Here is a 24808-nt window from a genome sequence, read left to right as displayed (position 1 = left end):
GTGTCGGGGCGGGCGGTGCGTGGGGAGTAACGTACCGCCGGTCAAAAAAGGGTGCCTGGGCGCCGGCTTCAGTCGCCGGCCGGGTCCGGGGCCTGCTGCGCCTGCAACTGCGCGTAGAGCTCCGGCGGGATCGGGCACGGGCGCAGCTGGGCCGCGTCGACCGCAGCGACCCGCACCTCGGCCTCGATCAGCGTTTCCTCGCCGCGCCGCACGGTCTGCGCGAAGATCAGGCTGGCGCGGCGGCAACGCCGCAGTTCCACCGTGACCTCCAGCGCGTCGTCGAGCCGGCCCGGCTTGAGGAAGCCGATCTGCATGCCGGCGACCACGAACAACAGCCCGTGCTGCAGGCGCAGCCCGTCCTGTCCGTACCCCAGCGCACGCACCCACTCGCTGCGCGCGCGCTCCATGAAGGCGAGGTATTGGGCGTGGTAGACCAGCCCGCCAGCGTCGGTATCTTCCCAATAGACGCGTGTCGGCCAACTGAACATGCGGGAGGGGGAATTCGGGAGGGGGGATTCGGGGGGCATGGCGACTTCCGGGTTCGCAGGGACGGGGCTCAGAACAGCTCGCCCGATTCTCCATTCCCGATTTTCGATTCCCTGGGGTCCAGGCCGATATGGCGATACGCGCGCGGGGTGGCCATGCGGCCGCGGGCGGTGCGGACCAGATAGCCCTGCTGGATCAGATAGGGCTCGATCACGTCTTCCAGGGTGCCGCGCTCCTCGCTCAGCGCCGCGGCCAGGGACTCGACCCCGACCGGGCCGCCGTCGAAGGCCTCGATGATGGTCTTGAGCAGGCGCCGGTCGAGCTCGTCGAAGCCCTCCGGGTCGACCTTGAGCATGGCCATCGCCGCATCGGCGGTGGCGCGGTCGATCATCCCGCCGGCGCGGACCTGGGCGTAGTCGCGGACCCGGCGCAGCAGGCGGTTGGCGATGCGCGGGGTGCCGCGCGAGCGCTTGGCGATCTCGGCCGCGCCCTCCGGCTCGCAGGCGATGCCGAGGATCTGCGCCGAGCGGCGCACGATCCGGGTCAGTTCCTCGGCGTTGTAGAACTCCAGGCGCTGGACGATGCCGAAACGGTCGCGCAGCGGCGCGGTCAGCAGGCCGGCGCGGGTGGTCGCGCCGATCAGGGTGAACGGCGGCAGGTCGAGCTTGATCGAGCGCGCCGCGGGGCCCTCGCCGATCATGATGTCGATCTGGTAGTCCTCCATCGCCGGGTACAGCACTTCCTCCACGACCGGCGAAAGACGATGGATCTCGTCGACGAACAGCACGTCGTGCGGCTGCAGGTTGGTCAGCAGCGCGGCCAGGTCGCCGGCCTTCTCGATCACCGGGCCGGAGGTCTGGCGCAGGTTGACCCCGAGCTCGTTGGCGATGACGTGGCTGAGGGTGGTCTTGCCCAGGCCCGGCGGGCCGAAGATCAGCACGTGGTCGAGCGCCTCGCCGCGGTGCTTGGCGGCTTCGATGTAGATCTTCAGCTGCTCGCGCACCGGCTGCTGGCCGAGGTACTCGTCCAGGCGCTTGGGCCGGATCGAGGCCTCGATGGCGTCGTCTTCGCGGGTGGCGCCGGCGGCGATGATGCGATCGTTCATGCGGCTATGTTCGCATGGGACGGGGTGCGGGCGCAGGGGCGGGAAGTATCGGCGGGCGTCGGGGCCTGACTTCACTTCGTCAGGCGGCCCGCGTTGCAGAACCGTGACTGCCGGGACCCGGCATGCGCGGGACTCGGACCTGGAGAAACGAGTGCACTACCCGGCGCCCGAAGGGGTGCGAAGTCCGACCCGACAAGCGGCGCGGGGGATTTGCTTTTGACTGGTGCGAAACCGCAGAAGCCAATCCCCCCGCCCTTCTCGAAGGGGAAGCCGCAAAGGCAGACGCTCGCTCGGCCGCCGGGCCCGCTTGAACGAAAGACGTGCGGCGGGGCGGCGCTCAAACGAAATGCACGTCGTAGCGTTCGTGCATCTCGGCCAGGGACTCGGCGTCGACTTCGCCGCGCAGGATCGCCGGCAAGGCGCGGAAGTAGTCGAAGCGGTCCACGCCCGGGGTCAGGGTCACCAACACGTCGGCGACCCGATCGGGGCCGGCGGCGAAGGAATGCACCACGCCGGCGGGGATCACCGCGTAGCCGCCCTGCTCCACCCGCACCGGCTCGCCGTCGACGATCATGTCCAGGGCGCCGTCGAGCACGTAGAAGGCTTCGCTGGAACGTTTGTGCAGGTGCGGCCGCGCCCCGGCCGAGCCCGGCTCCAGGCGCAGGCGGTTGGTTCCGAGCGCGCCGCAGCAGTCGCTGGCGTCGGCCAGCAGCCACAGTTGCGAACCGTTGCCGCACAGAGTTTCGGCGTCTTGTTGCTGGATCACGAAAGCGCGGGGCTGGGACATCGCGAACACCTCGTCGTCGGGAAAGTGCCGACGAGGCTAGGCGCGCGCGCCCCACCGCGGAATCCGCCGCCGCTGCAACGATGCTTTTCGGCGCGCCTCACACACCGCTGTGTTGCCTGCGGGGCTATTGCTGTGGGGCGGGGATTGGGGATTCGGGATTGGCCAAGCCTGGCGTCGTGGCTGAGCCTGCGGAGCGCCTTCGCAGCTGTTTGTCACGGATTCGAATCGAAACCCAGCAAGCGAAGTCGCCGCCTTCGCTTTTGCCAATCCCCAATCCCGAGATCTAAGCGCACAGCGCGCTTAGATCTCCACCTGCGCGCCCAGCTCCACCAGGCGGTTGCCCGGGATGCGGAAGAAGCCGGTCGCCGGGGCCGCGTTGCGGTGCATGAAGGCGAACAGGCGGTCGCGCCAGATCGGCATGCCGCGGTGGCGGCTGGCGACCACGGTCTCGCGGCTGGCGAAATAGGTGGTGTCCATCGGGTCGAAGTAGATTCCGCCGGCGTCGCAGGAGCGCATCAGCGCCAGCGGCACGTCGGGCACTTCCATGAAGCCGAAGCGGATCAGCACCCGATAGAAGTCGTTGCCGATCGCCTCGATCTTGAGCCGCTTCTCCTTCGGCGCGTAGGGCACGCCCAGGGTTTCCACGGTCAGGAACACATTGCGCTCGTGCAGCACTTTGTTGTGCTTGAGGTTGTGCAGCAGCGCGTGCGGCACCACGCCCTTGTCGGCGGTCATGAAAATGGCCGTGCCCGGCACCCGCACCGGCGGCGCCAGCATCAGGCCGGGCAGGAAGCTGTCGAGCTGGATGCCTTCCTTGCGCACTTCCTCGTGCAGCAGCTCGCGGCCGCGGCGCCAGGTGCGCAACAGGGTGAACACCACCAGGCCCAACACCAGCGGGAACCAGGCGCCCTGGAAGAACTTGGCGCCGTTGGCGATGACGAAGCCGACGTCGACCACGAAGAACACCACGCACAGCGGCAGCACCCACTTGCGCCAGCGCGGCCACAGCGCGCGCGCCACCAGGGCCAGCAGCAGGGTGTCGATCAGCATCGTCGCCGACACCGAGATGCCGTAGGCGGACGCCAGCGCGGTCGAGCTGCGGAACGCCAGGACCACGGCGATCACCGCGATCGCCAGGATCCAGTTGATGTAGGGCACGTAGATCTGGCCGATGGTGCTGCTGGAGGTGTGCTTGATCTGCATGCGCGGGATGTAGCCCAGCTGCATGGCCTGGCGGGCGACCGAGTAGGCGCCGGTGATGACCGCCTGCGAGGCGATCACCGCGGCCATCGTCGCCAGCACGATCATCGGATACAGGGCCCAGGACGGCACCGCCTCGAAGAACGGGTTGACCACCGCGCGCGGGTGCTGCAGCACGAACGCGCCCTGGCCGAGGTAGTTCAGCATCAGGCTCGGCAGGACCATGATGTACCAGGCCCAGCGGATCGGCTTGGCGCCGAAGTGGCCCATGTCGGCGTACAGCGCCTCGCCGCCGGTCACCGCCAGCACCACCACGCCGAGGATCAGCACCGACTGCGCGCCGTGCTCCATGAAGAAGCGCATGCCCCACCACGGGTTCAGCGCCTTCAGCACTTCGGGTTCCTGGACGATGTTGTAGACGCCGATCGCCGCCAGCGACAGGAACCAGATCATGGTGATCGGTCCGAACACCTTGCCGACCTTCTCGGTGCCGAAGCGCTGGGCCAGGAACACCATGACCAGGATGACCACGGTGATCGGCACGATGAAGCGGTGCAGGCCGGGCGCGGCGACCTCCAGGCCCTCGACCGCGCCGAGCACCGAGATCGCCGGGGTGATGACGCTGTCGCCGAAGAACAGCGAGGCGCCGAAGATGCCGAGGATGCCGACCACGTACGCCGAGCGCCCACCCTTGGCCAACGTGCGCTGGGCCAGGGTCATCAGCGCCATGATCCCGCCTTCGCCCTCGTTGTCGGCGCGCATGATGATGGTGACGTACTTCAGCGTCACCACGATCATCAGCGCCCAGAACACCAGCGACAGGATGCCGAGCACGGTGTCGTGGTTGCTGGTCAGGTGGAAATGCGGCGAGAACGCCTCTTTCAGCGTGTACAGCGGGCTGGTGCCGATGTCGCCGAACACCACCCCGATCGCGCCCACGATCAGGCCGGGCAGGCCCTGCTTGGGATGGTGGCCGTGATGGCCGCCGTCGGCGGAGGACGCGTGCTTGGATTGGGAACTGGGAACGGTGGAGGACATTCGTGTGCTTCCGGGGACGACCCGAGGTGGCTCAGCGCAGCGCGGACTTTAGCGCTTTGCGGATGATGGCGGCGGCATCGTCGCCCGCGGCGACGGCATCGCGCGCCATGCGCGCGGCCTCGGCCGGCTTGTAGCCCAGTTGCTGCAGGGCTACCACCGCTTCGCTCTGCGGGTCGGCCGGCACGCCGCCGGAGACGCCGAGCGCGGCGCCGGCGCCGGCCAGGTCGGCGGCGCGGTCGCGCAGCTCGACCACCATACGCTCGGCGGTCTTCTTGCCGATCCCGGGAATCCGGGTCAGCGCGGTCACGTCGCCGGCCTGGACCAAGCGGGCGAATTCCTCCACCGGCACGCCCGAGAGCACCGCCAGGGCGATCTTGGCGCCGATGCCGCTGACCTTCTGCACGTCGCGGAACAGGCGCCGTTCGGTCTCGCGCAGGAAGCCGTACAGCGAGACGCTGTCTTCCTTCTGCGCGTAATGGGTGAACAAGGCCACTTCGCGGCCCAGCTCGGGCAGGTCGTAGAACGTGCTCATCGGCGCTTCCAGCTCGTAGCCGACGCCGTGGACATCGACCACCAGCCACGGCGGTTGCTTGTGGACGAGAATGCCTTTGAGGCGACCGATCACGGCGAAGCTCCGAATGGACTATGCGGCACGCCACGCAGGGCATGCCCGGGGAACGGAACAGCAAGGAACGAGGCAGTATCCACGCCGACACCCGATACGACGCAGCCGCGCGTGCGGCTCCCTACCCGATGCGCCGGGAGCGCTGCGCCGCCAACGGCGGCAGGAGGGACGGCGGCCATCTCAGGCGCCGCGCCTGCGCAGCTGATGGGTGGCGATGCCGGTGCGCTGGGCGGTAGCGCTCATGTGGGCATGGGTCAGGGCGACCGCAAGCGCATCGGCGGCGTCGGCCTGCAGCTTGGCTTCGGGAATGTTCAGCAACAGCCGCACCATGTGCTGGACCTGTTGCTTGTCGGCGGCGCCGCGGCCGACCAGGGACTGCTTGATGACCCGCGGCGGGTACTCGCTGATCGGGATGCGCCGGCGCACCACCGTGGCCAGCGCCGCACCGCGGGCATGGCCCAGCTTCAGCGCCGAAGTCGCCGATTTGTCCATGAATACCGTTTCGATCGCGACCTGATCGGGCCGGAACTCGTCCAGCACCGCCTCCAGCCCCTCGCACAGCAGGCCCAGGCGCGAAGGGAAGTCCTCCGCGTCGAGCAGCTTCAGCGCCCGCGCGTGCACGTAGGCGCAGCGCCCGTCGGCGCTCACATCGATCACGCCCACGCCGGTGCGCTGCGACCCGGGGTCGATGCCCAGGATGCGGCGGGTCCCGGGATTGCGGGTTGAGGAATCGGGAATCGTCATCGGCTGACGCCCGCGCAGCGCAGGAAGCGGAACAGAGGCAGGAGCGCCGGGCTTGAACCGATTCCCCATTCCCCATTCCCCATTCCCGCACTAGGCATACGCATCCTCGCCCAGGTCCGCGTTGGAATAGACGTTCTGCACGTCGTCCATGTCTTCCAGCCAGTTGAGCAGCTTGACCACCTGCTGGGCGGTCTCGCCGGCGACGGCGATGTTGTTGTCGGCGCGGAAGGTGACCTCGGCCTGGCCGGCGACCAGGCCGGCGGCGTCCATCGCCGCCTTGACCGCCGGGAAGGCGTCGGGCGCGGTCAGCACGTCGATCGAGCCGTCTTCCGGGTAGACGACGATGTCGTCCGCGCCGGCCTCGATCGCGACCTCGGTGATCTTTTCCTCGTCGGCGCCGGCCGCGAACCAGAGCACGCCGCGCTTGGCGAACATGAAGGACACCGAGCCGTCGGTGCCGAGGTTGCCGCCGAACTTGCCGAAGGCGTGGCGCACGTCGGCGACGGTGCGGACCTTGTTGTCGGTCAGGCAGTCGACGATCACCGCGACCCCGCCCGGGGCGTAGCCCTCGTAGCGGATCTCCTCGTAGTCGACGCCTTCCAGGGCGCCGGTGGCCTTCTTGATCGCACGCTCGATCACGTCCTTGGACATGTTCGCCGACAAGGCCTTGTCGACCGCGCTGCGCAGGCCGGGATTGCCGTTGGGGTCGCCGCCGCCGCGGCGCGCGGCCACGCTGATTTCGCGGATGATCTTGGTGAAGATCTTGCCGCGCCGCGCATCTTCGGCGTTCTTGCGTGCTTCGATCGACGGACCTCTACCCATGGCGCTACCGGACGGTTGTATGAACGAACCGGTGATTTTACTCGATTGCGCCCGCCCGCCGGCGATCCGGCGCGATCCGGGCCCGCCGCTTCAATCGCCGAAGCGGCCGCGACGGAAAAACGCCTCGGCCAGCCCCGCGGCCTGGGCCGAGAACAGCAGCCCGCTGTGGCTGGCCGGGATCACGGCGTGCGCAGCCAGGCCCGGCAAACGGGTTTCGGCCACCGCCACGGTGCCGTCGCTGTCGCCCTCGAAGCGGCCGAAGAACTGGCCCAGGCCGCGCGGGCTGCGGCCGGCGATCACCGCCACCTGGGCCGCGCCGTCCCAGGGCGGGCAGCCGCGCTGCAGCAGCTCGGCGGCTCGGCCCAGCGCCGGGGCGCTCCAGGCATGGCGGGCCAGCCCGTCGGCGGCGGCGCTGCCGCACAGCGGCGAGCCCAGGCAGACCACCCGCCGCACCGGCAGCTGCGGGTGTTCGCGCAGGGCGCGCAGGGCGATCAGCCCGCCCAGGCTGTGGGCGAGCAGATGGCAGGGCGCGCCGAGCCGTTCGATCAGGCGCGGCACCACCGCCTCGGGACCGGCGGCGGCGCCGGCGTAGGCGAACACCTCCGGCTCGAACCCGGCCCGGGCCAGGCGCGCGCCCAGCCAGGCCATCGACAGGCCCGGCATCCAGATCCCATGCAACAACAGCACCCGGCGCGGGCCGCGCGGACGTGCTGAAGATTCTGCGTCGGCTTCGGTTCTTGTCATGCCCGGACTATGGCTGCGGCCCGCCGCGAAACCAAGCCTGCGCGCAGCCACCGACTCCGGCGCCGGCAGCGCACGCCGCCGCACGCGACCGCGAACCGCGATCGGTCGGCGCAAAGACGCAGATAAAAACAAACGCCCAGATGGAATGTGACCGGGTTCCGATCCGGCGGGTACCCGCGCCCGCGAGGATGCGCATCACCTCCCCCTGCCCCCAGGACGTCCCGTATGACTTTGCGGCACTCGCCCCTGCCCGCCGCCAATCTGCTCGCCTCGGCCTTGCTGGCCGCGCTTACGGTGTTTCCAGCAGTACGCTCGCATGCAGGCGAACTCCGTCCAGCGCAAAGCAGCGACGACCTGTCCAATCCTCATCGCGGATTCCTGCTCTGGGGCACCACCGTCGGCGCCGACGGCGGCCTGCCGGACAACCACTACGGCGCGACCATGTACCAGATCTACGTCCCCTGGCGGGAAATCGAAACCGCCGATGAGCAGTACGACTGGGCGGGATTCGAGAAACGTCACCTGGAACCGATCCTGAAGCATAACCCGAGCGCGACCTTCGTGCTGCGCCCGGTCGCCGACTATCCGGACGGCGTGTCCAACAACATCAGCCATTACTACAACCGGACCGAAGGCCAGCTCGAACGCGACTATCCCAAGTTCCTCGAGCAGGCCCCGTACAACGTCGTCGGCCACGACTACAGCAGTTGCGGCGGCGACGGCCCGGGCCGCGCGCCGGAATACAACACGCCGGCGATGCGCGAGCAGTTGCGCCAGTTCGTGCGCGCCTTCGCCGCGCGCTACGACGGCGACCCGCGCATCACCGCCGTGCACGTCGGCCTGCTCGGTTTCTGGGGCGAGTGGCACACCTCCGGCTGCGAGGCCTGGGAGCCCGATGCGACCACTCGCGCCGCCGTGCGCGACGCCTACGCGAGCGCGTTCGTGCAGACGCCGGTGCACACCCGCTATGCCCGCGCCAGCGATATCGGCGGCGCCGATTTCGGCATCAGCGAAGACTTCTTCCCGTCCTTCACCGCGATGTGCAACTTGTTCGCCACACGCATGCCGCGCTGCGACGACAGCGGCTGGTGGAACCTGGAATGGGGCTACCGCAACGAAGTGCCCGCCGCGCGCGCGAACTGGAAGACCAATCCGATCGGCGGCGAAAGCCCCTACGCCGACCAGAAGAAGACCTGGACCTCGCGCACCGCCGACATCGTCAAGCTGCTGCGCGACTACCATTTCAGCTGGCTCGGCCCGGCCGGCCAGCACGAGAACACCGGCACCGGCTTCCCGGCCAAGATGCGCACCATCAAGCGCGCGCTGGGCTACGAGTTCACCGTGCGCCAGGTCGTCTGGCCCGACGCCATGCAGCCGGGTGCGAGCGTGGCGCTCAAGCTCGGCATCGAGAACACCGGCTCGGCGCCGCTGTACCACGTCTACAACACCGAACTGCACTGGGTCGACGGCGCCGGCGCGACGCGCGCCAAGGCCGGCTTCGACTATCCGCTCAACGCCCTGCTGCCGGGCGCGCCGGCCGCGCTGGCCGACGCCAGCGCGCAGGTGCCGGCGACGCTGGCGCCGGGCAGCTATTCGCTGCGCCTGGCGATCGCCGACAGTTGGCCCGGCCGCCCCGGCATCGCGCCGCAGAACGTCGGCCGCGACAGCAGCGGCCGCCTGGTCTTGGGGACGGTGACCGTCGCGACGACGGCCCGTCGGTGACCGCGGCGGACCGGCGTGGCGGTGGTCGCGCGCCGGTCCGCCCGTTCATCGGGCCTGGCTTCATGAAGCACATTCACACGGCGGTTCCGCTACGAAACCCGAACCGCTCACACATGCGCACGCCGCCGCCCTCGCGCCGCGGCCGCCGCCCGCGAAGCGCGCCCACAGTCACGGTCCGCGCCCCGGCCCCCGCCTAGATTGCCGACGCCCGCATCGGGCATCACCAGGGAGTCGGTATGAATCGATCGTCATGGTTTCTGGCGCTGGGCCTGGCCCTCGCGCCCTGCTTCGCCGTGCACGCCGCGCCGCCGCGGGTCACGCAGGGACTGGTCGGGGAATGGCATCTGGACCTGTCCGGCACCACCGCATTCGACACCAGCGGCTACGGCCGCAACGGCACGCTGATCGGCGGCACGGCCTCGTCCTGGGGCTGGCTCAACACCGCCGGCGATTTCACCGGCGGCAAGTACGTGCAGGTGCCCAATTCGTCCAATCTGAATTTCGGCACCGGCAGCTTCACCCTCGCCGCCTGGGTGCGCATGGCCAACCCGTCCTCGTCGTCGGTCAAGACCATCATCGACAACCGCGCCAGCGATGCCGGCCGCGGCTACTCGTTCACCGTCTACAACGGCCAGCACCTGCTGTTGCAGCTCAACAACGGCACCACCTGGGACAATTACGTCTCCAACGGCAGCCGCGTGCTGAGCCCGAACCGCTGGCACCACGTCGCGGTCGCGGTCAACCGCAGCACCTCGCCGGCGACGATCTCGTTCTACATCGACGGCTACCGCACCACCGACCAGCAGACGCCGCGGCTGGACAACATCGACAACTTCGACCGGCCGTTCCTGATCGGCGGGCACAAGGACATCGCCTCCTACCGTTTCGGCGACCGCATCGACGAGGTGCTGGTCTACAACCGCAGCCTGATCCCCGACACCGCCGGCGGCATCGGCGAGATCATGGCGCCGGGACGCACCGTGTTCCAGCCGACCTACTGGAACGACGGCAGCACCCGCCAGCGCAACAACAACTGCTACAACTACGCCAACAACAAGGCCACCAACACCTTCGCCCAGCCCGGCCGCGCCGCCGGCGCGATGTACACCTCGCTGAGCTGCGCGGCGGTGGTCGCCGCGGCCAACCGCGACGGCCTGGAGCCGGTCGCCGCGACCCAGATCAACGACCTCAGCCACAAGAACATCGCCGCCCTGGTCGTCGCGCCGGGCTACGACTACCACTGGTATCGTCGCGACGCGAACGGCAAGTGGACCCACAAGCCCGGCGGCACCGCGGCCACCAACCGAGACAACTCGGGCAACGAGATCCTCGACCCGCGCAACGCCAACCGCGGCCCGTACTCGGATTTCTGCGGCTTCTACCGGGTCTGGTCCGACAGCATCGAGGGCTCCGGCCATGAGCAAGTCAACTGAATCCCAGGCTCACGGAGGAACCCCGACCATGTCCAAGCTCAAGACCCTGTGCGCGTCGCTGTTGCTGCTCGCCGCTCCGGCCCTGGCCGGCGCCGCCGAGGCCCCCGGCCTGCGCATCACCTACCTGGTGTATTCGGGCCGGCCGAACCCGGAACTGACCGTCACCGACCCGGCCTCGCTGCGCGCGATCGAAAGCCGCCTCGCCGACGCCCTGGCCGCGCCGGCCAAGTCGGGCGCCGCAGCCGAACCGGTGCTGGGCTACAACGGCATCCTGATCGAGCACGTCGGTGGCCCGGCGGCGAAGGCCTCGCCGCAGCCGCTGACGATCAAGGGCCGCGAGGTCCGCATCGACACCGCGCCGGCCAGCGCTTTCAAGGCCGCCACCGCGACCACCCGGGTCTCGGCCGCGGCCGGCGACCTGGAGGCGATGCTGCTCAAGCTCGGCCACAAGCGCGGCGCGCTCGACGCCAAGACACTGGACGTGTTGCTCGACCAGCCCTGAGCGGGCGCACGGCTCCGTCCCTCGCGGGCGGAGCCGCATCGCAGCGGCGACCGGCCTGTTGTAGGAGCGGCGTGAGCCGCGACAACCGAAGCGGTGTGCGTAAGCGCTCCCCGGAAGCCCGACAATCCGGTCGTCGGATGCCGCGCTTTCGATCGTCGCTGCGGCGGTCGCGGCTTACGCCGCTCCTACAGGGGCAGTCGTCGCGCCCGGAGAGGACGCTCAGCCGCGCGCGTTGCGGCACAGGATGAATTCGTGGTCGCGGGTGTCGCCGACCACGAACTCGTAATGCCCGACTTTCTCGAACCCGTGTCGGCCGTAGAAACGCTGCGCGCCGTAGTTCTCCGACCAAACGCCGATCCACAGCGTGCGCGGGCCGTCGCGTTCCAGCCAGTCCAGCGCGGTCTGGAACAGACGCCCGCCCCAACCGCCGTTCTGGGCCTCGCGCAGCACGTACAGCCGCTTGAGTTCGCCGTCGCCCGGCGCGATCTGCGCATGCGGCAACCCGGCAGGACCGGCCAGAGCATGGCCGACCGCGACGCCGTCGCGTTCGAGCAGCCAGGCGGCGCAATGCGGGTCGGCCAACAAGGCACCGATCGCCGCGTGCGAATACGTCTGGGCGAGAAACCGCTCCAGATCGTCGGGCGGATACGAATCGCCGAAAGTCTCGACGAAGCTGCGCGCGGAAATATCGGCCAGGACCGCGGTATCGGCAGGCGTGGCTTGGCGGATGCTGAAGCGGTCGGGCTGGACGTTGGCGTTCATGTGCGCGGTCGTTCGATGCGGTTCGCTGGAAAGTCAACGCGAAAGGGCCTCGGCTCCGGCGCATCGGCCCGGGCGGTACGGCCCGATCGCATGCGGCGGAGCCGAGGCCCCTCCTCCAAGACGGCGACGCCGCGCAGCGGCCCGGCATCGCCGGGTCGCTGCGCGCCTGGATCAGGCCGGGTCCTTCGGCCGCACCATCACGTGCACTTCGGCCAACTGCGCGTCCGGAATCGGCGACGGCGCGCCGGTCATCAGGCACTGCGCGGTGGTGGTCTTGGGGAAGGCGATCACGTCGCGGATCGACTCGGTGCCGGCCATCAGCGCGGCGATGCGGTCGATGCCGAAGGCGATGCCGCCGTGCGGCGGCGCGCCGTACTTGAGCGCGTCGAGCAGGAAGCCGAACTTGGCCTCGGCCTCTTCGGCGCCGATGCCGAGCAGGTCGAACACCGCCGACTGCATCTGCGGACGGTGGATGCGGATCGAACCGCCGCCGATTTCGTTGCCGTTGAGCACCATGTCGTAACCGCGCGACACCGCGGTCTTGGCGTTGGCGCGCAGGCCGTCGATGTCGTCCACCGCCGGCGCGGTGAAGGGATGGTGCAGGGCCACGTAGCGCTGCGCTTCCTCGTCCCACTCGAACATCGGGAAATCGGTGACCCACAGCGGCTTCCAGCCGTCCTCGACCAGGTTCAGGTCACGGCCCAGCTTCAGGCGCAGCGCGCCCATGAAGTCGCTGGCGGTCTTGTAGTCGGCGGCGCCGAAGAAAATCATGTCGCCGGTCTGCGCGCCGGCGGCCGCGACGATCGCCGCCAGGGTGGCGTCGTCGAAGAACTTGGCGATCGGCGAGTTGATGCCCTCGCGGCCCTTGCCGGCGTCCTCGATCTTCATCCACGCCAGGCCCTTGGCGCCGTGCTTGGCCGCATGCGCGCCGGCCTCGTCGATCTGCTTGCGCGACCAGCCCGCGGCGCCCGGCGCGCGCAACGCGATCACGCGGCCGTCGGCGTGGTTGGCCCAATCGGTGAAGACCTTGAACTCGCAGCGCTTGACCAGTTCGGCGATGTCGGCGAATTCCAGCCCGATGCGCAGGTCCGGCTTGTCCGAACCGTAGCGGCGCATGGCCTCGGCATAGGTCATGCGCGGGAACTGCGCGTCGAGTTCGACATCGATGGTTTCCTTGAACACCTCGCGGATCATGCCCTCGACGGTGTCCTGCACGTCGCGCTCGGAGACCCAGGCGAACTCCATGTCGAGCTGGGTGAACTCGAGCTGGCGGTCGGCGCGCAGGGCTTCGTCGCGGAAGCAACGAGCGATCTGGTAGTAGCGGTCGAAGCCGGCCACCATCAGGATCTGCTTGAACAGCTGCGGCGACTGCGGCAGGGCATAGAACTCGCCCGGGTGCATGCGCGCCGGAACCAGGAAGTCGCGCGCGCCTTCCGGGGTGGCCTTGGTCAGGATCGGGGTTTCGATGTCCTGGAAGCCGCGCGCGTCCAGCCAGCGGCGCAGCGACTGCACCAGACGGATGCGCGTGCGCATCATCCGCTGCATCTCCGGACGGCGCAGGTCCAGGTACCGGTAAGTCAGGCGGGTCTCCTCGCCGGCGTTCTCGTGGGCGTGGAACGGCAGCGGCTCGGCCTTGTTCAGCACTTCGATCGCGCTCGGCAGCACTTCGACCTTGCCGCTGCGGATCTTGTCGTTGGCGGCGCCGCGCGCGCGCACCGTGCCGGTCACGCGTACGCAGCTTTCCACGCTGAGATCGCCGGCGGTCTTGAACAGCTCGCCCATGTCCGAATCGACCACGATCTGCACCACGCCTTCGTGATCGCGCAGATCGGTGAACACCACGTGGCTCTGGACGCGATTGGTGTTGACCCAGCCGCACAGGGTGACGGTCTGGCCGATCAGCGCCTCGTCGACGAGGCCGCAGAAGTGGGTACGCATGAAAGCTCCGTTGGGTCGATCGGTGAATCGTGGGGAGTGCAGCAGGAGGGCGGGCCGCGAAACGCAGGCGGCCCGCGCCGGCCGGAGCCGGGACCGACCATTCTAGTCCAGGCCGCCCGCCGGCGAGGGGTCGGGCCCGTCGCGGCGAGCGCGGCATCCCGCCTCAACGCAAAAGGGCGCCTCGCGGCGCCCCTGCGGCAGCTGGCCGGCTGGCCGGGCTCAGGCGGCGCCGGACGCCGGTTTGCTGGCCGCGGCCGGGGCCGGGTCGGCCTTCTTTTCGGCCGGCTTGTCCGCGGGCTTGGCCTCGGCCAGGCCCGAGGAGCCGCCGTCGGCCAGATTGCGCTTCTTGTCGCCGTCCTTCTTGAAATCGGTCTCGTACCAGCCGCCGCCGGCCAGGCGGAACTGCGGCGCGGTCAGCTGGCGCCCGACTTTCTCGGCGCCGCACTCGGGGCAAACGGTCGGATCGGCGTCGGACAGCTTCTGCAGACGGTCGAAGCTGTGCCCGCAGGCGCTGCACTGGAAGGCATAGATCGGCATGACGGTAACGGCTGAAACGGGTGGGAGGGGCACAGTGTGGGGCCGGACGGCGCGGATGCAAGCGCCCGGGGCTAGGCGGCGGGCCGGATCGGGGCCCCAGCCCCCTGAGCGGCGCGAGCCACGATCCACCACGGCGATGTACGCAGTCGCGGCAGCCGATGCCCGGGCAATCGAAGGTTCGGTCTCTGCGGCCTCCGGGCGGCCTGGCTGCGGCCGGTGACGCGGTATCCCGCCCGCTTCGGTCGATCGCCGCTCGCGCCGCTCCTGCGGGGCAGGTCCGACAGGGCGCGCTCGGCCGTGCACGGCCGGGCGGCGAAGGCAGCGCCGTTCTTGCGCTCCGGCTTCACGCCGTCTCGTACAGCGCCATCCAATCGGCCTCGGCCTGCGCCAGCTCGGCCGCGACTTGATCGCGCTGCCTGGACAGCTCGGCGGCATTGTCGCCGCCGCCGGCGTACTGGGTCGGATCGGCCAGATCCATGTCCAAGGTATGCAGCTTGGACTCCAGCTCGGCCACGCGCTTTTCCGCCGCCGCCAACTTGACCGGATTGACCTTGCGCGCGTTCTTGCCGGCCGGCGCCGGCGCGGCCGGTGCCGGTGCCGGTGCCGCTGCCGGTGCCGCGGCGGCGGGCTTGGCCTTGCCGTCGTTGCTGGAATCGCGGGTGCGCAGCCAGCTGGCGTAGGCGTCGAGGTCGCCGTCGAAGGCCTGGGCGACGCCGTCGGCGACGCGGACGAAGGTTTCGCAGACCAGGCCGATCAGGTGGCGGTCGTGCGAGACCAGCACGATCGCGCCGTCGAAATCGGCCAGCGCCTCGGCCAGCGCTTCGCGCATGTCCAGATCGAGGTGGTTGGTCGGCTCGTCGAGCAGCAGCACGTTCGGCTTGCGCCAGGCGATCAGGGCCAGGGCCAGGCGCGCGCGCTCGCCGCCGGAGAAGCCGTCCACCGATTCGAAGGCGCGGTCGCCCGGGAAATTCCACTTGCCGAGGAAATCGCGCAGCTGCTGGGTGGCCACGCCGGGCGCGATCTCGCCGAGCAGGTCGATGGGCTTGGCGCCTTCGCGCAGCGATTCCACCGTGTGCTGGGCGAAGTAACCGATGCGCAGATCGGGATGTCCGCTGCGCTCGCCGGCCAGCAAGGGCAACTCGCCGACCAGGGACTTGACCAGGGTCGACTTGCCGGCGCCGTTCGGGCCGAGCAGGGCCACCCGGTCGCCGGCTTCGAGGATGAAACTGGCGCCGTGCAGCACCGTGTGCGCGCCGTAGCCGCAGTCGGCTTCGACCAGGCGCAGCAGCGCGTGCGGCAGCTTGTCCGGCACCGGCAGGTCGATCCGCAGCGAGCGCTCGGCGCGCACCGCCTCGGTGCCGGCCAGCTTGGCCAGGCGCTTCATCCGCGACTGCGCCTGCTTGGCCTTGCTGGCCTTGGCCTTGAAACGGTCGATGAAGCTCTGCAGATGGGCGCGCTCGGCCTGTTCCTTCTCGAACGCGATCTGCTGCTGGCGCAGGTGCTCGGCGCGCTGGCGCTCGAAGGCGGTGTAGTCGCCGACGTAGAGCTTGGCCTTGCCCTCGTGCAGGTGCAGGGTGTGGGTGCTGACCCCGTCGAGGAACTCGCGGTCGTGCGAGATCATCAGCAGCGTGCCGGGGTACTTGAGCAGCCACTGCTCCAGCCACAGCACCGCATCGAGGTCGAGGTGGTTGGTCGGTTCGTCGAGCAGCAGCAGGTCCGAGGGCGTCATCAGCGCCCGCGCCAGATTCAGGCGCACCCGCCAGCCGCCGGAGAACTCCTTGACCGCGCGTTCGTGGGTGTCGGCGCTGAAGCCCAGGCCGTGCAGCAGCTTGCCGGCGCGCGCGGTGGCGTCGTAGCCGCCGAGCTCCTCCAGCTTGTGGTGGGCCTCGGCCACCGCTTCCCAGTCCTCGCGCTCGACCGCTTCGCGCTCGGCGACGATGACCTCGTAGACGCGGCTGTCGCCGGACAGGACGAAGTCCAGCGCCGGGTCCGACAGGGCTGGGGTTTCCTGCGCCACGCTGGCGATGCGCACCCGGTTGGGCACGTCGATGTCGCCGCGGTCGGCCTCGACTTCGCCCTGGATCGCCGCGAACAGCGAGGACTTGCCGGTGCCGTTGCGGCCGATCACACCGACCCGCCAGCCCGCATGCAGGGCCAGGTCGACTTGGGACAGCAGCAGGCGTTCGCCGCGCCGCAGGGCGAAATCACGGAAGGAAATCATGCCGATATGGTCGCATGACTGATCGATATTTGCTCATGAGGACATGTTCGGCCGCGCGCACGACACCCGTCGAATAATCGGTCCGTCGGTATCCGACCGCCCCCACGCGCCCGTCCGGACGCCTTCTGCGGCAAAGCGCGCCACCGGCGCCGGCCGCAGCGGCGGCATTCGGCCCGGCGTCCCCCGCTCGATCCGCCCCGGAGTGTCCATGCACCGCCGCAATCCGTCCCTGCTCGCCAGCGCCGTCCTGCTCGCCCTCGCCGCGTCCCCCGCCTGGGCGCAGGCGCCGGCCACCGCCCCGGCCGAGGCCAACCCGACCAACCTCGACACCCTGATCGTCACCGGCACCCGCGTCGCCGATCGCACCGTGGCCGAATCGACCGCGCCGATCGACATCATCAGCCCGCAGACGCTGGAGGCCACCGGTACGGTCGAGCTGGCCACCGCGCTGTCGCGCGCCCTGCCCTCGCTGAACTTCCCGCGTCCGGCCATCACCGACGCCACCGACGCGGTACGCCCGGCGCAGTTGCGCGGCCTGGCGCCGGACCAGGTGCTGGTGCTGGTCAACGGCAAACGCCGCCACACCACCTCGTTGATCAACCTCAACGACAGCATCGGCCGTGGGTCCTCGCCGGTGGACCTCAACGCGATCCCGATCGCCGCGATCGAGCGGGTCGAAGTGCTGCGCGACGGCGCCTCGGCGCAGTACGGCTCCGACGCCATCGCCGGCGTGGTCAACGTGGTGCTCAAGGGCGCCGGCGACGGCGGTTCGATCGCCGCGCGCTACGGTCAGTACAGCGCCGGCGACGGCGAGCAGCACCAGCTCTCCGGCGACGCCGGCTTCTCCTTCGGGGAAAACGGCAAGCTGCACCTGGCCGCGCAGGGCGGGCACCAGGACAACACCAACCGCGCCCGCCCCTACCTCGGCTCGGTCGGTCCGACCAGCAATCCGCCCGGCAAGGTCGTGCACCGTTACGGCGATCCGGAGATCGACCAGACCGCGCTGGCTTACAACGCGCAATGGAGCCCGGCCGAAGGCGTGGAGTTCTATTCCTTCGGCACCGCCAGCCGCCGTCGCGCCATTTCCAACGGCTACTTCCGCGCGGCGGGCAATCCGAACAACATCCGCTCGGTGTATCCGGACGGCTTCCTGCCGCAGATCGACAACCTCAGCCAGGACCGCGCCTTCGTGTTCGGCTTGCGCGGCCAGACGGCCGGCGGCTGGAACCTGGACCTGAGCTATAACTACGGCCAGAACCAGCTCGACTTCGACGTCCGCCACAGCCTCAACCGCAGCCTGGGCGCGAACTCGCCGCGCGATTTCTACATCGGCGCGCTGGAAGTCACCCAGAACGTGCTCAACGCCGACGTCAACAAGGCCTTCGACCTGGGCTGGCTGGACTATCCGCTGACCGTCGCCTTCGGCGCCGAATGGCGCGGCGAGAAGTTCAACCAGTCGCCGGGCGAACCGGCTTCCTATGTCGCCGGCCCCGAGCCGGGCGCGCCCGGCGCGCAGGTGTTCCCCGGCTTCACCCCGGCCGATGCCAGCCGCCGCAACCGCAACAGCCATGCGTTCTATCTGGACCTGGAAACCGACGTCACCGACAAGCTGTCGCTGGGCGCGGCGGCGCGCTACGAAAGCTATAGCGACTTCGGCCAGACCACTTCGGGCAAGCTGTCGGCACGCTACGCCTTCAACGACAAGGTCGCGCTGCGCGGCACCGTGTCCACCGGCTTCCGCGCGCCCTCGCTGCAGCAGCAGTTCTACCAATCGACCCAGACCGTGATCGTGCTCGGCGACCCGAACCCGTTCCAGGTCCGCACCTTCGCCGTCGACGATCCGGCCGCGGTCGCGCTCGGCGCCGAACCGCTCAAGGCCGAGGAGTCGACCAACATCGGCCTGGGCCTGGTGCTGCAGCCGCTGGAGTCGCTGTACGTCACCGTCGACGCTTACCAGATCGACATCGACGATCGCATCATCCTGTCGGAAAACCTGCGCGGCCCGGCGGTCGCGCGCTTCCTGGAAGCGCGCGGCTATCCCGGCATCAACGGCGGCCGCTACTTCACCAACGCGGTCGACACCCGCACCCGCGGCCTCGACATCGTCGGCAGCTATCGCTGGCCGCTGGCCAGCGGCACGCTCGACCTCACCGCCGGCTACAACCGCAACAAGACCACCCTGGAACGGATCGCGCCGAATCCGCCCGGCCTGACCGCCGGCGGCCTCAACCTGCAGCGCATCGGCCGGGTCGAGCGCGGCCGCATCACCCAGGGCGCGCCGCGCGACAAGTTCTTCCTCGGCGGCAGTTGGGCCACCGCCGGCGGCTGGCGCTTCGACGCCACCGCGACCCGCTACGGCGAATTCCACACGTTCAACGACGACCCCAGCGGCGCGCGCGACCAGACCTTCGCCGCCAAATGGACCCTCGACCTGGCCGCGACCTATGCGGTGAACGGCTGGGAGTTCACCGTCGGCGGCGACAACGTGCTCAACGAATACCCCGACGAGGCGATCTACGCCAACAGCGAAAGCGGCCAGCTGCCCTACAGCAGCTACGCCCCGTTCGGCTTCAACGGCGCCTTCGCTTATGCCAAGGTCGGGTACAAGTGGTGAACCTGCTGCATTGAGCCCTCGGCACGCATGCGAAGGCCGCCGTTGCGGCCTTCGCACTTTGTAAGGCCGTTGCCGTTGCCGTTGCCGTTGCCGTAATGAGCTTGGCGCTGCATCGAACTCGCGAGAACGCCCTGCAGCCCCGGAGGGCGGCCCGCAAGGATGCGGGCCGTGCGCAGCCAGGCCAGGGATGGCCTGTGCGGAGCAGCCCTGCGCAAACCCCGTCCCATAGTGGCTCTTGATCCGAAACCGCCATGGCGTTTTCTTTGGTTACTTTCTTTGTCGCCTAGGACAAAGAAAGTGACCCGGCCGCTTGCGGACGGAAGCTTTCAGCTTTGAAGCTTTGGAAGCCTCCGAACAAGAAACGGCGCGAGACCGTAAGAACGCGGTCGCGGCTTGCGCCGCTCCTACACAAAACACGCCACGCCGCCGCAGCCGCTCGGCTCGCGCAATTTCACATGATGCATACGCAAAGCGGCGCATCGGGCTGAATCATCGTTCATGCCCAAGACCCCGGCCGCGTCGCCATCGCCGGGTAGCGCCCGATGCGGGCAAATCCCTTCAATCCAAGGCCCGCACGCACCGCGCCGTTCGTCGCCCGCCCGCCGAGCGAGACAAAAATCAAGCAGAAACAATCATTTGCGAGCACAGAAATCGGCAAAAACACTTGCGCCGAAACCCGCCTTGCTCACATTCTTGCTGGGACCAGACCACAGGAGAGCCGATGCACCACACGTCCCTGATCGCGATTCTGGTAGCCGGCTTCGTCCTGGCCTTCATCTTCGGAATGATCGCGCAACGCCTGCGGCTGTCGCCGCTGGTGGGCTACCTCATCGCCGGCATCGTCGCCGGCCCCTTCACGCCCGGTTTCGTCGGCGACCAGACCCTCGCGCCGCAGTTGGCCGAAATCGGCGTCATCCTGCTGATGTTCGGCGTCGGCCTGCATTTCTCGCTGCGCGACCTGCTCGAGGTCAAGGGCATCGCCCTGCCCGGCGCGGTGGTGCAGATCGCCGTCGCCACCGCCCTGGGTTGGGGCATGGCCTGGATGTTGGGGTGGTCGCACGGTGCGGGACTGGTGTTCGGCCTGGCCTTGTCGGTCGCCAGCACCGTGGTGCTGCTGCGGGCCCTGGAAGAACGGCGCCTGGTCGAGACCGGCAAAGGCCGGATCGCGGTCGGCTGGCTGATCGTCGAAGACCTGGCGATGGTGCTGGCCCTGGTGCTGCTGCCGGCACTGTCGGGACTGCTCAAGGGCGAGACCACCGACGGCGCGCAGATCTGGTCGCAGCTGTTCACCACCCTGGCCAAGGTCGGCGCCTTCATCGCGGTGATGCTAATCGTCGGCCGCCGGGTGATTCCGTGGATTCTCGAGCGCGTCGCCGGTACCGGCTCGCGCGAACTGTTCACCCTGTGCGTGCTGGCGATCGCCCTGGGCGTGGCGTTCGGCTCGGCCGAACTGTTCGGCGTGTCGTTCGCGCTCGGCGCGTTCTTCGCCGGGATGATGCTCAACGAATCCGAATTCAGCCATCAGGCCGCCAACGAAACCCTGCCGCTGCGCGACGCGTTCGCGGTGCTGTTCTTCGTCTCGGTCGGCATGCTGTTCAATCCGATGATCCTGATCCAGGAGCCGCTGGAGGTGCTGGCGGTGTTCGCGATCATCGTGGTCGGCAAGTCGGTGGCCGCGTACGCGATCGTGCGCGCGTTCGGCAAGCCGCATTCGACCGCGCTGATGATCTCCGCCAGCCTGGCCCAGATCGGCGAGTTCTCCTTCATCCTCGCCACCCTCGGCCTGGACCTGGAGATCCTGCCCAAGGAGGGCCAGGACCTGATCCTGGCCGGCGCGCTGTTGTCGATCATCGTCAACCCGCTGCTGTTCGCCTGGCTGGACCGCAAGCAGGCGCGCGAGGCCGCGGCCCTGCAGGAAGCCCAGGCCGACGCGGCGCCGCCGGCCGTACCGGCCGACATCGGCCAACACGTGATCCTGATCGGCTACGGCCGGGTCGGCAGCGAACTGGCGCGGCTGCTGACCGAACGCGGCGTGCCGCTGGTGGTGATCGACGGCGAGGACAGCCTGATCGCCAAGGCGCGCGCCGCCGGCCTGCCGGCGATCCTCGGCAACGCGGTCAACGAGCGGGTGCTGCGCGAAGCGCTGCCGGAGCGCGCGACCACGGTCATGCTGGCGATCCCGCAGGCGCTGGAGGCCGGAGAGATCATCGCCAAGCTGCGCGAGATCAACCCGGCGCTGAGCATCGTCGCCCGCGCGCACAGCGACAACGAGGTCCGGCACCTGCTCGAACACGGCGCCGACGGCGCGGTGATGGCCGAGCGCGAGCTCGCCCACAGCCTGGCGGAAATGGTCATGGCCGCGCCGGTGTATCGTGGCGACCGCCACCTGCCGCCTTCGACCGCGCTGACCTGAGCGCGGTTTCCCCCACTCCACTGCGATACCGCCATGAGCGAAGCCACCGACCCGACCCCGACCCAGGACGTTGCCGAATCCGCCGCGCCGCAGCTCAACGCGGTCGAGGCGCGCATCGTCGCCTGCTTGATCGAGAAAGAAGCGACTACGCCCGACGTCTATCCGCTGACCCTCAACGCCATCGTCACCGCCTGCAACCAGAAGACCGCGCGCGAACCGACGATGCAGCTGGAACAGGGCGAGATCGCCAACGCCCTGCGCCGGCTGGAACCGCGCGGCTGGGTCAAGTCGCAGCACACCGCCCGCGCCGAGCGCTATTCCCACCGCGCCGCCGCGGTGCTGGACCTGACCCGGCCGCAAGCGGCGCTGATCGCCCTGCTCATGCTGCGCGGCCCGCAGACCGCTTACGAACTGCTGTCGCGCAGCGAACGCCTGGCCAAGTTCGACTCGGTCGGCGACGTGCAATACGCACTGGAACGGCTGGCTCAGCACAACCCGCCGCTGGTGCGGATGCTGGGCCGGCAGAGCGGCCAGCGCGAAGACCGCTACGGTCACCTGCTGAGCGGCGAACCGGTCTGGCACGGCAACGCGCACGAAGCCGGCCATGCCGACGGCGGCGGGTATGCGCCGGCGCAGTCGGCCCTGGTCGAACGCATCGAAGCCCTGGAGGCGAAGATCGCCGAGCTGGAAGCGCGGCTGGAAGCGGCGGGCGCTTGAGTCGCGCTGCGCGGCGCGTGCCGCTTTTGTAGGAGCGGCGATCGCGGGGCAAAAAAATCGCCGGCACGAGGCCGGCGATCGTTGGCGTCCTCGGCCAGGCCGGGGCTTACATCTGCTCCAGCGTCACCGCCACCGCATGCACCACCGCGCCGATCTTGAGCGCGCTCTGCACGCCCTGGGCGTTGATCTCGTGCTTGCGGATCACCTTCTCGTGCGAGTCCATGCAGGCGCCGCAGCCGTTGATCGCCGACACCGCCAGCGAGGCCAGTTCGAACGACATCTTGTCGATGCCCGGGCTGGCCATGACGTTCATGCGCAGGCCGGCGCGCAGCTGCCCGTACTCTTCGTTCTGGATCAGATGGGTGGCGCGGTAATAGATGTTGTTCATCGCCATCACCGCGGCCGCGGCCTTGGCCCCGGCGATCTCTTCCGGCGACAGCTTCTCGGCGGCGAAGGCCTCGATCGCGGCGGCCAGCGGCTTGTAGCGCGAGGCGATCGCCGAGGCCAGCGCGATGGCGCGGATCTGCTTGCCGTCCAGACCCGGCGAACCGGCGTCGCTGAGCACGCTGTCGAGGTTGAGCTTGAGGTCCTTGGCGTAATCGGGAAGCGAATTGCGAAGATCGGAAAGGCTCATCGGGAACTCCTGAATGCTGCGGAAGGCGCCGGTCCGGAGGACGGGCAGGCGTCGCCGCCTGGCGGGCGTGCGCGGGGCGCAAGGCGGGCTCGGAAACGACGGAAAGGAACGTTGCTGCGATTAGGGGCAGCCGGGGCGAACCCCGGCTGCAGGCATCCCGCACGGGAGGGAGGGAGGCCGGCCGAGCCGGCCCGCATGCGGGAATGACCGAAGAAGACTGCGCTGCCGGCGGCGCCGCCAGCGCAGGGAGAACCAAGGGGGGAGCCGGGTCACGGAATCCGGCGCCACGGGAAAACGCTCAGCGGTCGGATCGGGCGTGCTCGGATCAGCTGTGCTCCGATCAGAGCCGGGCCGCCCGTTCGGGGGACGGCCCGGCGAGGATCAGGCGACCTTGAGGGTGTTCTCGCCCTGGTTCCAGTTGCACGGGCACAGCTCGTCGGTCTGCAGCGCGTCGAGCACGCGCAGCACCTCCTGCGGGTTGCGGCCGACCGAGCCGTCGGTGACGTAGACGAAGCGGATGATGCCTTCCGGATCGACCAGGAAGGTGGCGCGCTGGGCGACGCCGTCTTCGGTCAGGATGCCCAGCGCCGAGGTCAGGTCCTTCTTGATGTCGGCCAGCATCGGGAACGGCAGGTCGCGCAGATCCTTGTGGTCCTTGCGCCACGCCAGGTGGACGAACTCGCTGTCGGTCGAGGCGGCCAGGACCTGGCAATCGCGGTCGAGGAACTGCTGGTTCAGGTCGCCGAAGCCCTTGATCTCGGTCGGGCAGACGAAGGTGAAGTCCTTCGGATAGAAGAACACCAGCAGCCACTTGCCCTTGTAGGTGTCGTTGTCGATGTCCGCGAACGCGCTATCGAGGTTCTCGATACCGACGGTGGCCTTGACCTTGAACTTCGGGAACTTTTCGCCGATCGAAAGCATGTTGATGACTCCTAGACTAAGGATGGGAGGGTGGTAGAGGGGGGTGACGCCGGCAAGCACAACCTATGGCGCTTATGTTGCACGCCAGCATTTGATTACTGAAATGAATTGTTCCTATTATGCCGATAGCCATCCTCAATGGACAGCCGTCGATGAACCTTCGTGACCTCAAATATCTGGTCGCCCTGGCCGATCACAAGCACTTCGGCCGCGCGGCCGCGGCCAGCTTCGTGAGCCAGCCCACGCTTTCGACCCAGATCAAAAAGCTCGAGGACGAGCTGGGCGTATCCCTGGTCGAGCGCGCGCCGCGCCGGGTCATGCTGACCCCGGTCGGGCGCGACATCGCCGAGCGCGCGCGCAAAGTGATCGCCGACGTCGAGCAGATGGGCGAGATCGCCCGCCGCAGCCAGGACCCGGAAGCGGGCACGGTGCGCCTGGGCCTGTTCCCGACCCTCGGCCCTTATTTGCTGCCGCATGTGGTGCCCGGCTTGCGCAAGCGCTTCCCGCGCCTGGAACTGCTGCTGGTCGAAGAGAAGACCGACCAGATCCTGGCCCGGCTGCGCGACGGCCGCCTCGACGCCGGCCTGCTGGCGTTGCCGATCCACGACGATCAGTTGCATGTCGAGCCGCTGTTCGACGAGCCCTTCCTGCTCGCGGTGCCGCAACAGCATCCGATGGCCGCGCGCGACAGCCTGGAGCTGCACGATCTGGACGACCAGCATCTGTTGCTGCTGGAAGAAGGCCACTGCCTGCGCGACCAGGCGCTGGACGTGTGCCGCCTGGCCGGCGCCGACGAGCGCGACGGATTCCGCGCCACCAGCCTGGAAACCTTGCGGCAGATGG

The 24808-nt window shown here is 69.0% G+C and carries 21 protein-coding genes; 7 read left to right on the top strand and 14 right to left on the bottom strand.

Annotated features, from left to right (window positions below):
- Positions 1-68: 68 nt before the first annotated feature.
- The 8 genes from ybgC to TX83_RS15735 form a co-directional block, all read right to left on the bottom strand.
- Positions 69-527 carry a tol-pal system-associated acyl-CoA thioesterase gene (ybgC, locus tag TX83_RS15770; RefSeq protein WP_064748925.1) on the bottom strand — a complete coding sequence of 153 codons (459 nt, stop codon included), beginning with the start codon at positions 525-527 and terminating at the stop codon, positions 69-71.
- A 29-nt stretch (positions 528-556) separates the two neighbouring features.
- On the bottom strand, positions 557-1591 hold the full coding sequence (ruvB, locus tag TX83_RS15765) for a Holliday junction branch migration DNA helicase RuvB (RefSeq protein ID WP_064748924.1): 1035 nt from the start codon (positions 1589-1591) through the stop codon (positions 557-559).
- A gap of 337 nt (positions 1592-1928) precedes the next feature.
- Positions 1929-2378, bottom strand: a complete 450-nt coding sequence (locus tag TX83_RS15760) for a cupin domain-containing protein (RefSeq protein ID WP_064748923.1) — start codon at positions 2376-2378, stop codon at positions 1929-1931.
- Between the two features lie 300 nt (positions 2379-2678).
- Positions 2679-4616 (bottom strand): potassium transporter Kup, encoded by a 1938-nt coding sequence (locus TX83_RS15755; protein WP_075575197.1) that lies wholly within the window; start codon positions 4614-4616, stop codon positions 2679-2681.
- 31 nt (positions 4617-4647) lie between these two features.
- On the bottom strand, positions 4648-5241 hold the full coding sequence (gene ruvA, locus TX83_RS15750) for a Holliday junction branch migration protein RuvA (RefSeq protein ID WP_064748922.1): 594 nt from the start codon (positions 5239-5241) through the stop codon (positions 4648-4650).
- Positions 5242-5421: 180 nt separating this feature from the next.
- Positions 5422-5985 (bottom strand): crossover junction endodeoxyribonuclease RuvC, encoded by a 564-nt coding sequence (gene ruvC / locus TX83_RS15745; protein ID WP_064748921.1) that lies wholly within the window; start codon positions 5983-5985, stop codon positions 5422-5424.
- Positions 5986-6075: 90 nt separating this feature from the next.
- Complete coding sequence (locus TX83_RS15740; RefSeq protein WP_064748920.1) at positions 6076-6807, bottom strand: YebC/PmpR family DNA-binding transcriptional regulator; 732 nt, start codon at positions 6805-6807, stop codon at positions 6076-6078.
- A 90-nt stretch (positions 6808-6897) separates the two neighbouring features.
- Positions 6898-7551 (bottom strand): esterase/lipase family protein, encoded by a 654-nt coding sequence (locus TX83_RS15735; RefSeq protein WP_064748919.1) that lies wholly within the window; start codon positions 7549-7551, stop codon positions 6898-6900.
- A gap of 225 nt (positions 7552-7776) precedes the next feature.
- Between TX83_RS15735 and TX83_RS15730 the strand changes: the two genes are divergently transcribed.
- From TX83_RS15730 to TX83_RS15720, 3 genes are all read left to right on the top strand, one after another.
- Entirely contained in the window at positions 7777-9273 is a 1497-nt protein-coding gene (locus tag TX83_RS15730; RefSeq protein ID WP_064748918.1) for a DUF4832 domain-containing protein, read from the top strand.
- A gap of 236 nt (positions 9274-9509) precedes the next feature.
- Entirely contained in the window at positions 9510-10706 is a 1197-nt protein-coding gene (locus TX83_RS15725; protein ID WP_064748917.1) for a LamG domain-containing protein, read from the top strand.
- Positions 10690-11208, top strand: coding sequence for a hypothetical protein (locus tag TX83_RS15720; protein WP_141233524.1), 519 nt, complete (start codon positions 10690-10692; stop codon positions 11206-11208). Before TX83_RS15725 ends, TX83_RS15720 begins: the two co-directional genes overlap by 17 nt.
- Positions 11209-11427: 219 nt before the next feature.
- Here TX83_RS15720 and TX83_RS15715 read toward each other — a convergent pair whose 3' ends face one another.
- From TX83_RS15715 to TX83_RS15700, 4 genes are all read right to left on the bottom strand, one after another.
- Positions 11428-11970: a GNAT family N-acetyltransferase gene (locus tag TX83_RS15715; RefSeq protein WP_064748915.1), complete on the bottom strand. Its 543-nt coding sequence runs from the start codon at positions 11968-11970 to the stop codon at positions 11428-11430.
- 171 nt (positions 11971-12141) lie between these two features.
- Positions 12142-13908 carry an aspartate--tRNA ligase gene (gene aspS, locus TX83_RS15710; protein ID WP_064748914.1) on the bottom strand — a complete coding sequence of 589 codons (1767 nt, stop codon included), beginning with the start codon at positions 13906-13908 and terminating at the stop codon, positions 12142-12144.
- A 219-nt stretch (positions 13909-14127) separates the two neighbouring features.
- Positions 14128-14445, bottom strand: a complete 318-nt coding sequence (locus TX83_RS15705) for an FmdB family zinc ribbon protein (RefSeq protein WP_064748913.1) — start codon at positions 14443-14445, stop codon at positions 14128-14130.
- Positions 14446-14788: 343 nt separating this feature from the next.
- A complete protein-coding gene (locus TX83_RS15700; protein ID WP_064748912.1) occupies positions 14789-16666 on the bottom strand; it encodes an ABC-F family ATP-binding cassette domain-containing protein in 1878 nt (625 codons plus the stop codon).
- Between the two features lie 208 nt (positions 16667-16874).
- Between TX83_RS15700 and TX83_RS15695 the strand changes: the two genes are divergently transcribed.
- From TX83_RS15695 to TX83_RS15685, 3 genes are all read left to right on the top strand, one after another.
- Positions 16875-19280: a TonB-dependent receptor plug domain-containing protein gene (locus tag TX83_RS15695; RefSeq protein WP_064748911.1), complete on the top strand. Its 2406-nt coding sequence runs from the start codon at positions 16875-16877 to the stop codon at positions 19278-19280.
- Between the two features lie 721 nt (positions 19281-20001).
- Positions 20002-21693, top strand: a complete 1692-nt coding sequence (gene ybaL, locus TX83_RS15690) for a YbaL family putative K(+) efflux transporter (RefSeq protein WP_064748910.1) — start codon at positions 20002-20004, stop codon at positions 21691-21693.
- 33 nt (positions 21694-21726) lie between these two features.
- On the top strand, positions 21727-22410 hold the full coding sequence (locus tag TX83_RS15685) for a YceH family protein (protein ID WP_064748909.1): 684 nt from the start codon (positions 21727-21729) through the stop codon (positions 22408-22410).
- Between the two features lie 106 nt (positions 22411-22516).
- Here TX83_RS15685 and TX83_RS15680 read toward each other — a convergent pair whose 3' ends face one another.
- Together TX83_RS15680 and TX83_RS15675 are read right to left on the bottom strand one after the other, a co-directional pair.
- Positions 22517-23044, bottom strand: coding sequence for a carboxymuconolactone decarboxylase family protein (locus TX83_RS15680; protein WP_064748908.1), 528 nt, complete (start codon positions 23042-23044; stop codon positions 22517-22519).
- 381 nt (positions 23045-23425) lie between these two features.
- Entirely contained in the window at positions 23426-23965 is a 540-nt protein-coding gene (locus TX83_RS15675) for a peroxiredoxin (RefSeq protein WP_064748907.1), read from the bottom strand.
- A 152-nt stretch (positions 23966-24117) separates the two neighbouring features.
- On the opposite strand from TX83_RS15675, the gene TX83_RS15670 reads away from it, so the two are divergent.
- Positions 24118-24808: LysR substrate-binding domain-containing protein (locus TX83_RS15670; RefSeq protein ID WP_064748906.1), on the top strand; the 691-nt coding region annotated here is incomplete at its 3' end.

The sequence above is a fragment of the Lysobacter antibioticus HS124 genome (assembly GCF_000336385.2).
In the GTDB taxonomy this organism is placed as follows: domain Bacteria; phylum Pseudomonadota; class Gammaproteobacteria; order Xanthomonadales; family Xanthomonadaceae; genus Lysobacter; species Lysobacter firmicutimachus.
This window is presented reverse-complemented; position numbering and strand designations above follow the sequence as displayed.

Excerpts from the sequence above, each read along its gene's own strand:
- ybgC (WP_064748925.1), bottom strand. The coding sequence starts at position 527 with ATGCCCCCCGAATCCCCCCTCCCGAATTCCCCCTCCCGCATGTTCAGT.
- ruvB (WP_064748924.1), bottom strand. The coding sequence starts at position 1,591 with ATGAACGATCGCATCATCGCCGCCGGCGCCACCCGCGAAGACGACGCC.
- TX83_RS15760 (WP_064748923.1), bottom strand. The coding sequence starts at position 2,378 with ATGTCCCAGCCCCGCGCTTTCGTGATCCAGCAACAAGACGCCGAAACT.
- TX83_RS15755 (WP_075575197.1), bottom strand. The coding sequence starts at position 4,616 with ATGTCCTCCACCGTTCCCAGTTCCCAATCCAAGCACGCGTCCTCCGCC.
- ruvC (WP_064748921.1), bottom strand. The coding sequence starts at position 5,985 with ATGACGATTCCCGATTCCTCAACCCGCAATCCCGGGACCCGCCGCATC.
- TX83_RS15740 (WP_064748920.1), bottom strand. The coding sequence starts at position 6,807 with ATGGGTAGAGGTCCGTCGATCGAAGCACGCAAGAACGCCGAAGATGCG.
- TX83_RS15735 (WP_064748919.1), bottom strand. The coding sequence starts at position 7,551 with ATGACAAGAACCGAAGCCGACGCAGAATCTTCAGCACGTCCGCGCGGC.
- TX83_RS15730 (WP_064748918.1), top strand. The coding sequence starts at position 7,777 with ATGACTTTGCGGCACTCGCCCCTGCCCGCCGCCAATCTGCTCGCCTCG.
- TX83_RS15725 (WP_064748917.1), top strand. The coding sequence starts at position 9,510 with ATGAATCGATCGTCATGGTTTCTGGCGCTGGGCCTGGCCCTCGCGCCC.
- TX83_RS15720 (WP_141233524.1), top strand. The coding sequence starts at position 10,690 with ATGAGCAAGTCAACTGAATCCCAGGCTCACGGAGGAACCCCGACCATG.
- TX83_RS15715 (WP_064748915.1), bottom strand. The coding sequence starts at position 11,970 with ATGAACGCCAACGTCCAGCCCGACCGCTTCAGCATCCGCCAAGCCACG.
- aspS (WP_064748914.1), bottom strand. The coding sequence starts at position 13,908 with ATGCGTACCCACTTCTGCGGCCTCGTCGACGAGGCGCTGATCGGCCAG.
- TX83_RS15705 (WP_064748913.1), bottom strand. The coding sequence starts at position 14,445 with ATGCCGATCTATGCCTTCCAGTGCAGCGCCTGCGGGCACAGCTTCGAC.
- TX83_RS15700 (WP_064748912.1), bottom strand. The coding sequence starts at position 16,666 with ATGATTTCCTTCCGTGATTTCGCCCTGCGGCGCGGCGAACGCCTGCTG.
- TX83_RS15695 (WP_064748911.1), top strand. The coding sequence starts at position 16,875 with ATGCACCGCCGCAATCCGTCCCTGCTCGCCAGCGCCGTCCTGCTCGCC.
- ybaL (WP_064748910.1), top strand. The coding sequence starts at position 20,002 with ATGCACCACACGTCCCTGATCGCGATTCTGGTAGCCGGCTTCGTCCTG.
- TX83_RS15685 (WP_064748909.1), top strand. The coding sequence starts at position 21,727 with ATGAGCGAAGCCACCGACCCGACCCCGACCCAGGACGTTGCCGAATCC.
- TX83_RS15680 (WP_064748908.1), bottom strand. The coding sequence starts at position 23,044 with ATGAGCCTTTCCGATCTTCGCAATTCGCTTCCCGATTACGCCAAGGAC.
- TX83_RS15675 (WP_064748907.1), bottom strand. The coding sequence starts at position 23,965 with ATGCTTTCGATCGGCGAAAAGTTCCCGAAGTTCAAGGTCAAGGCCACC.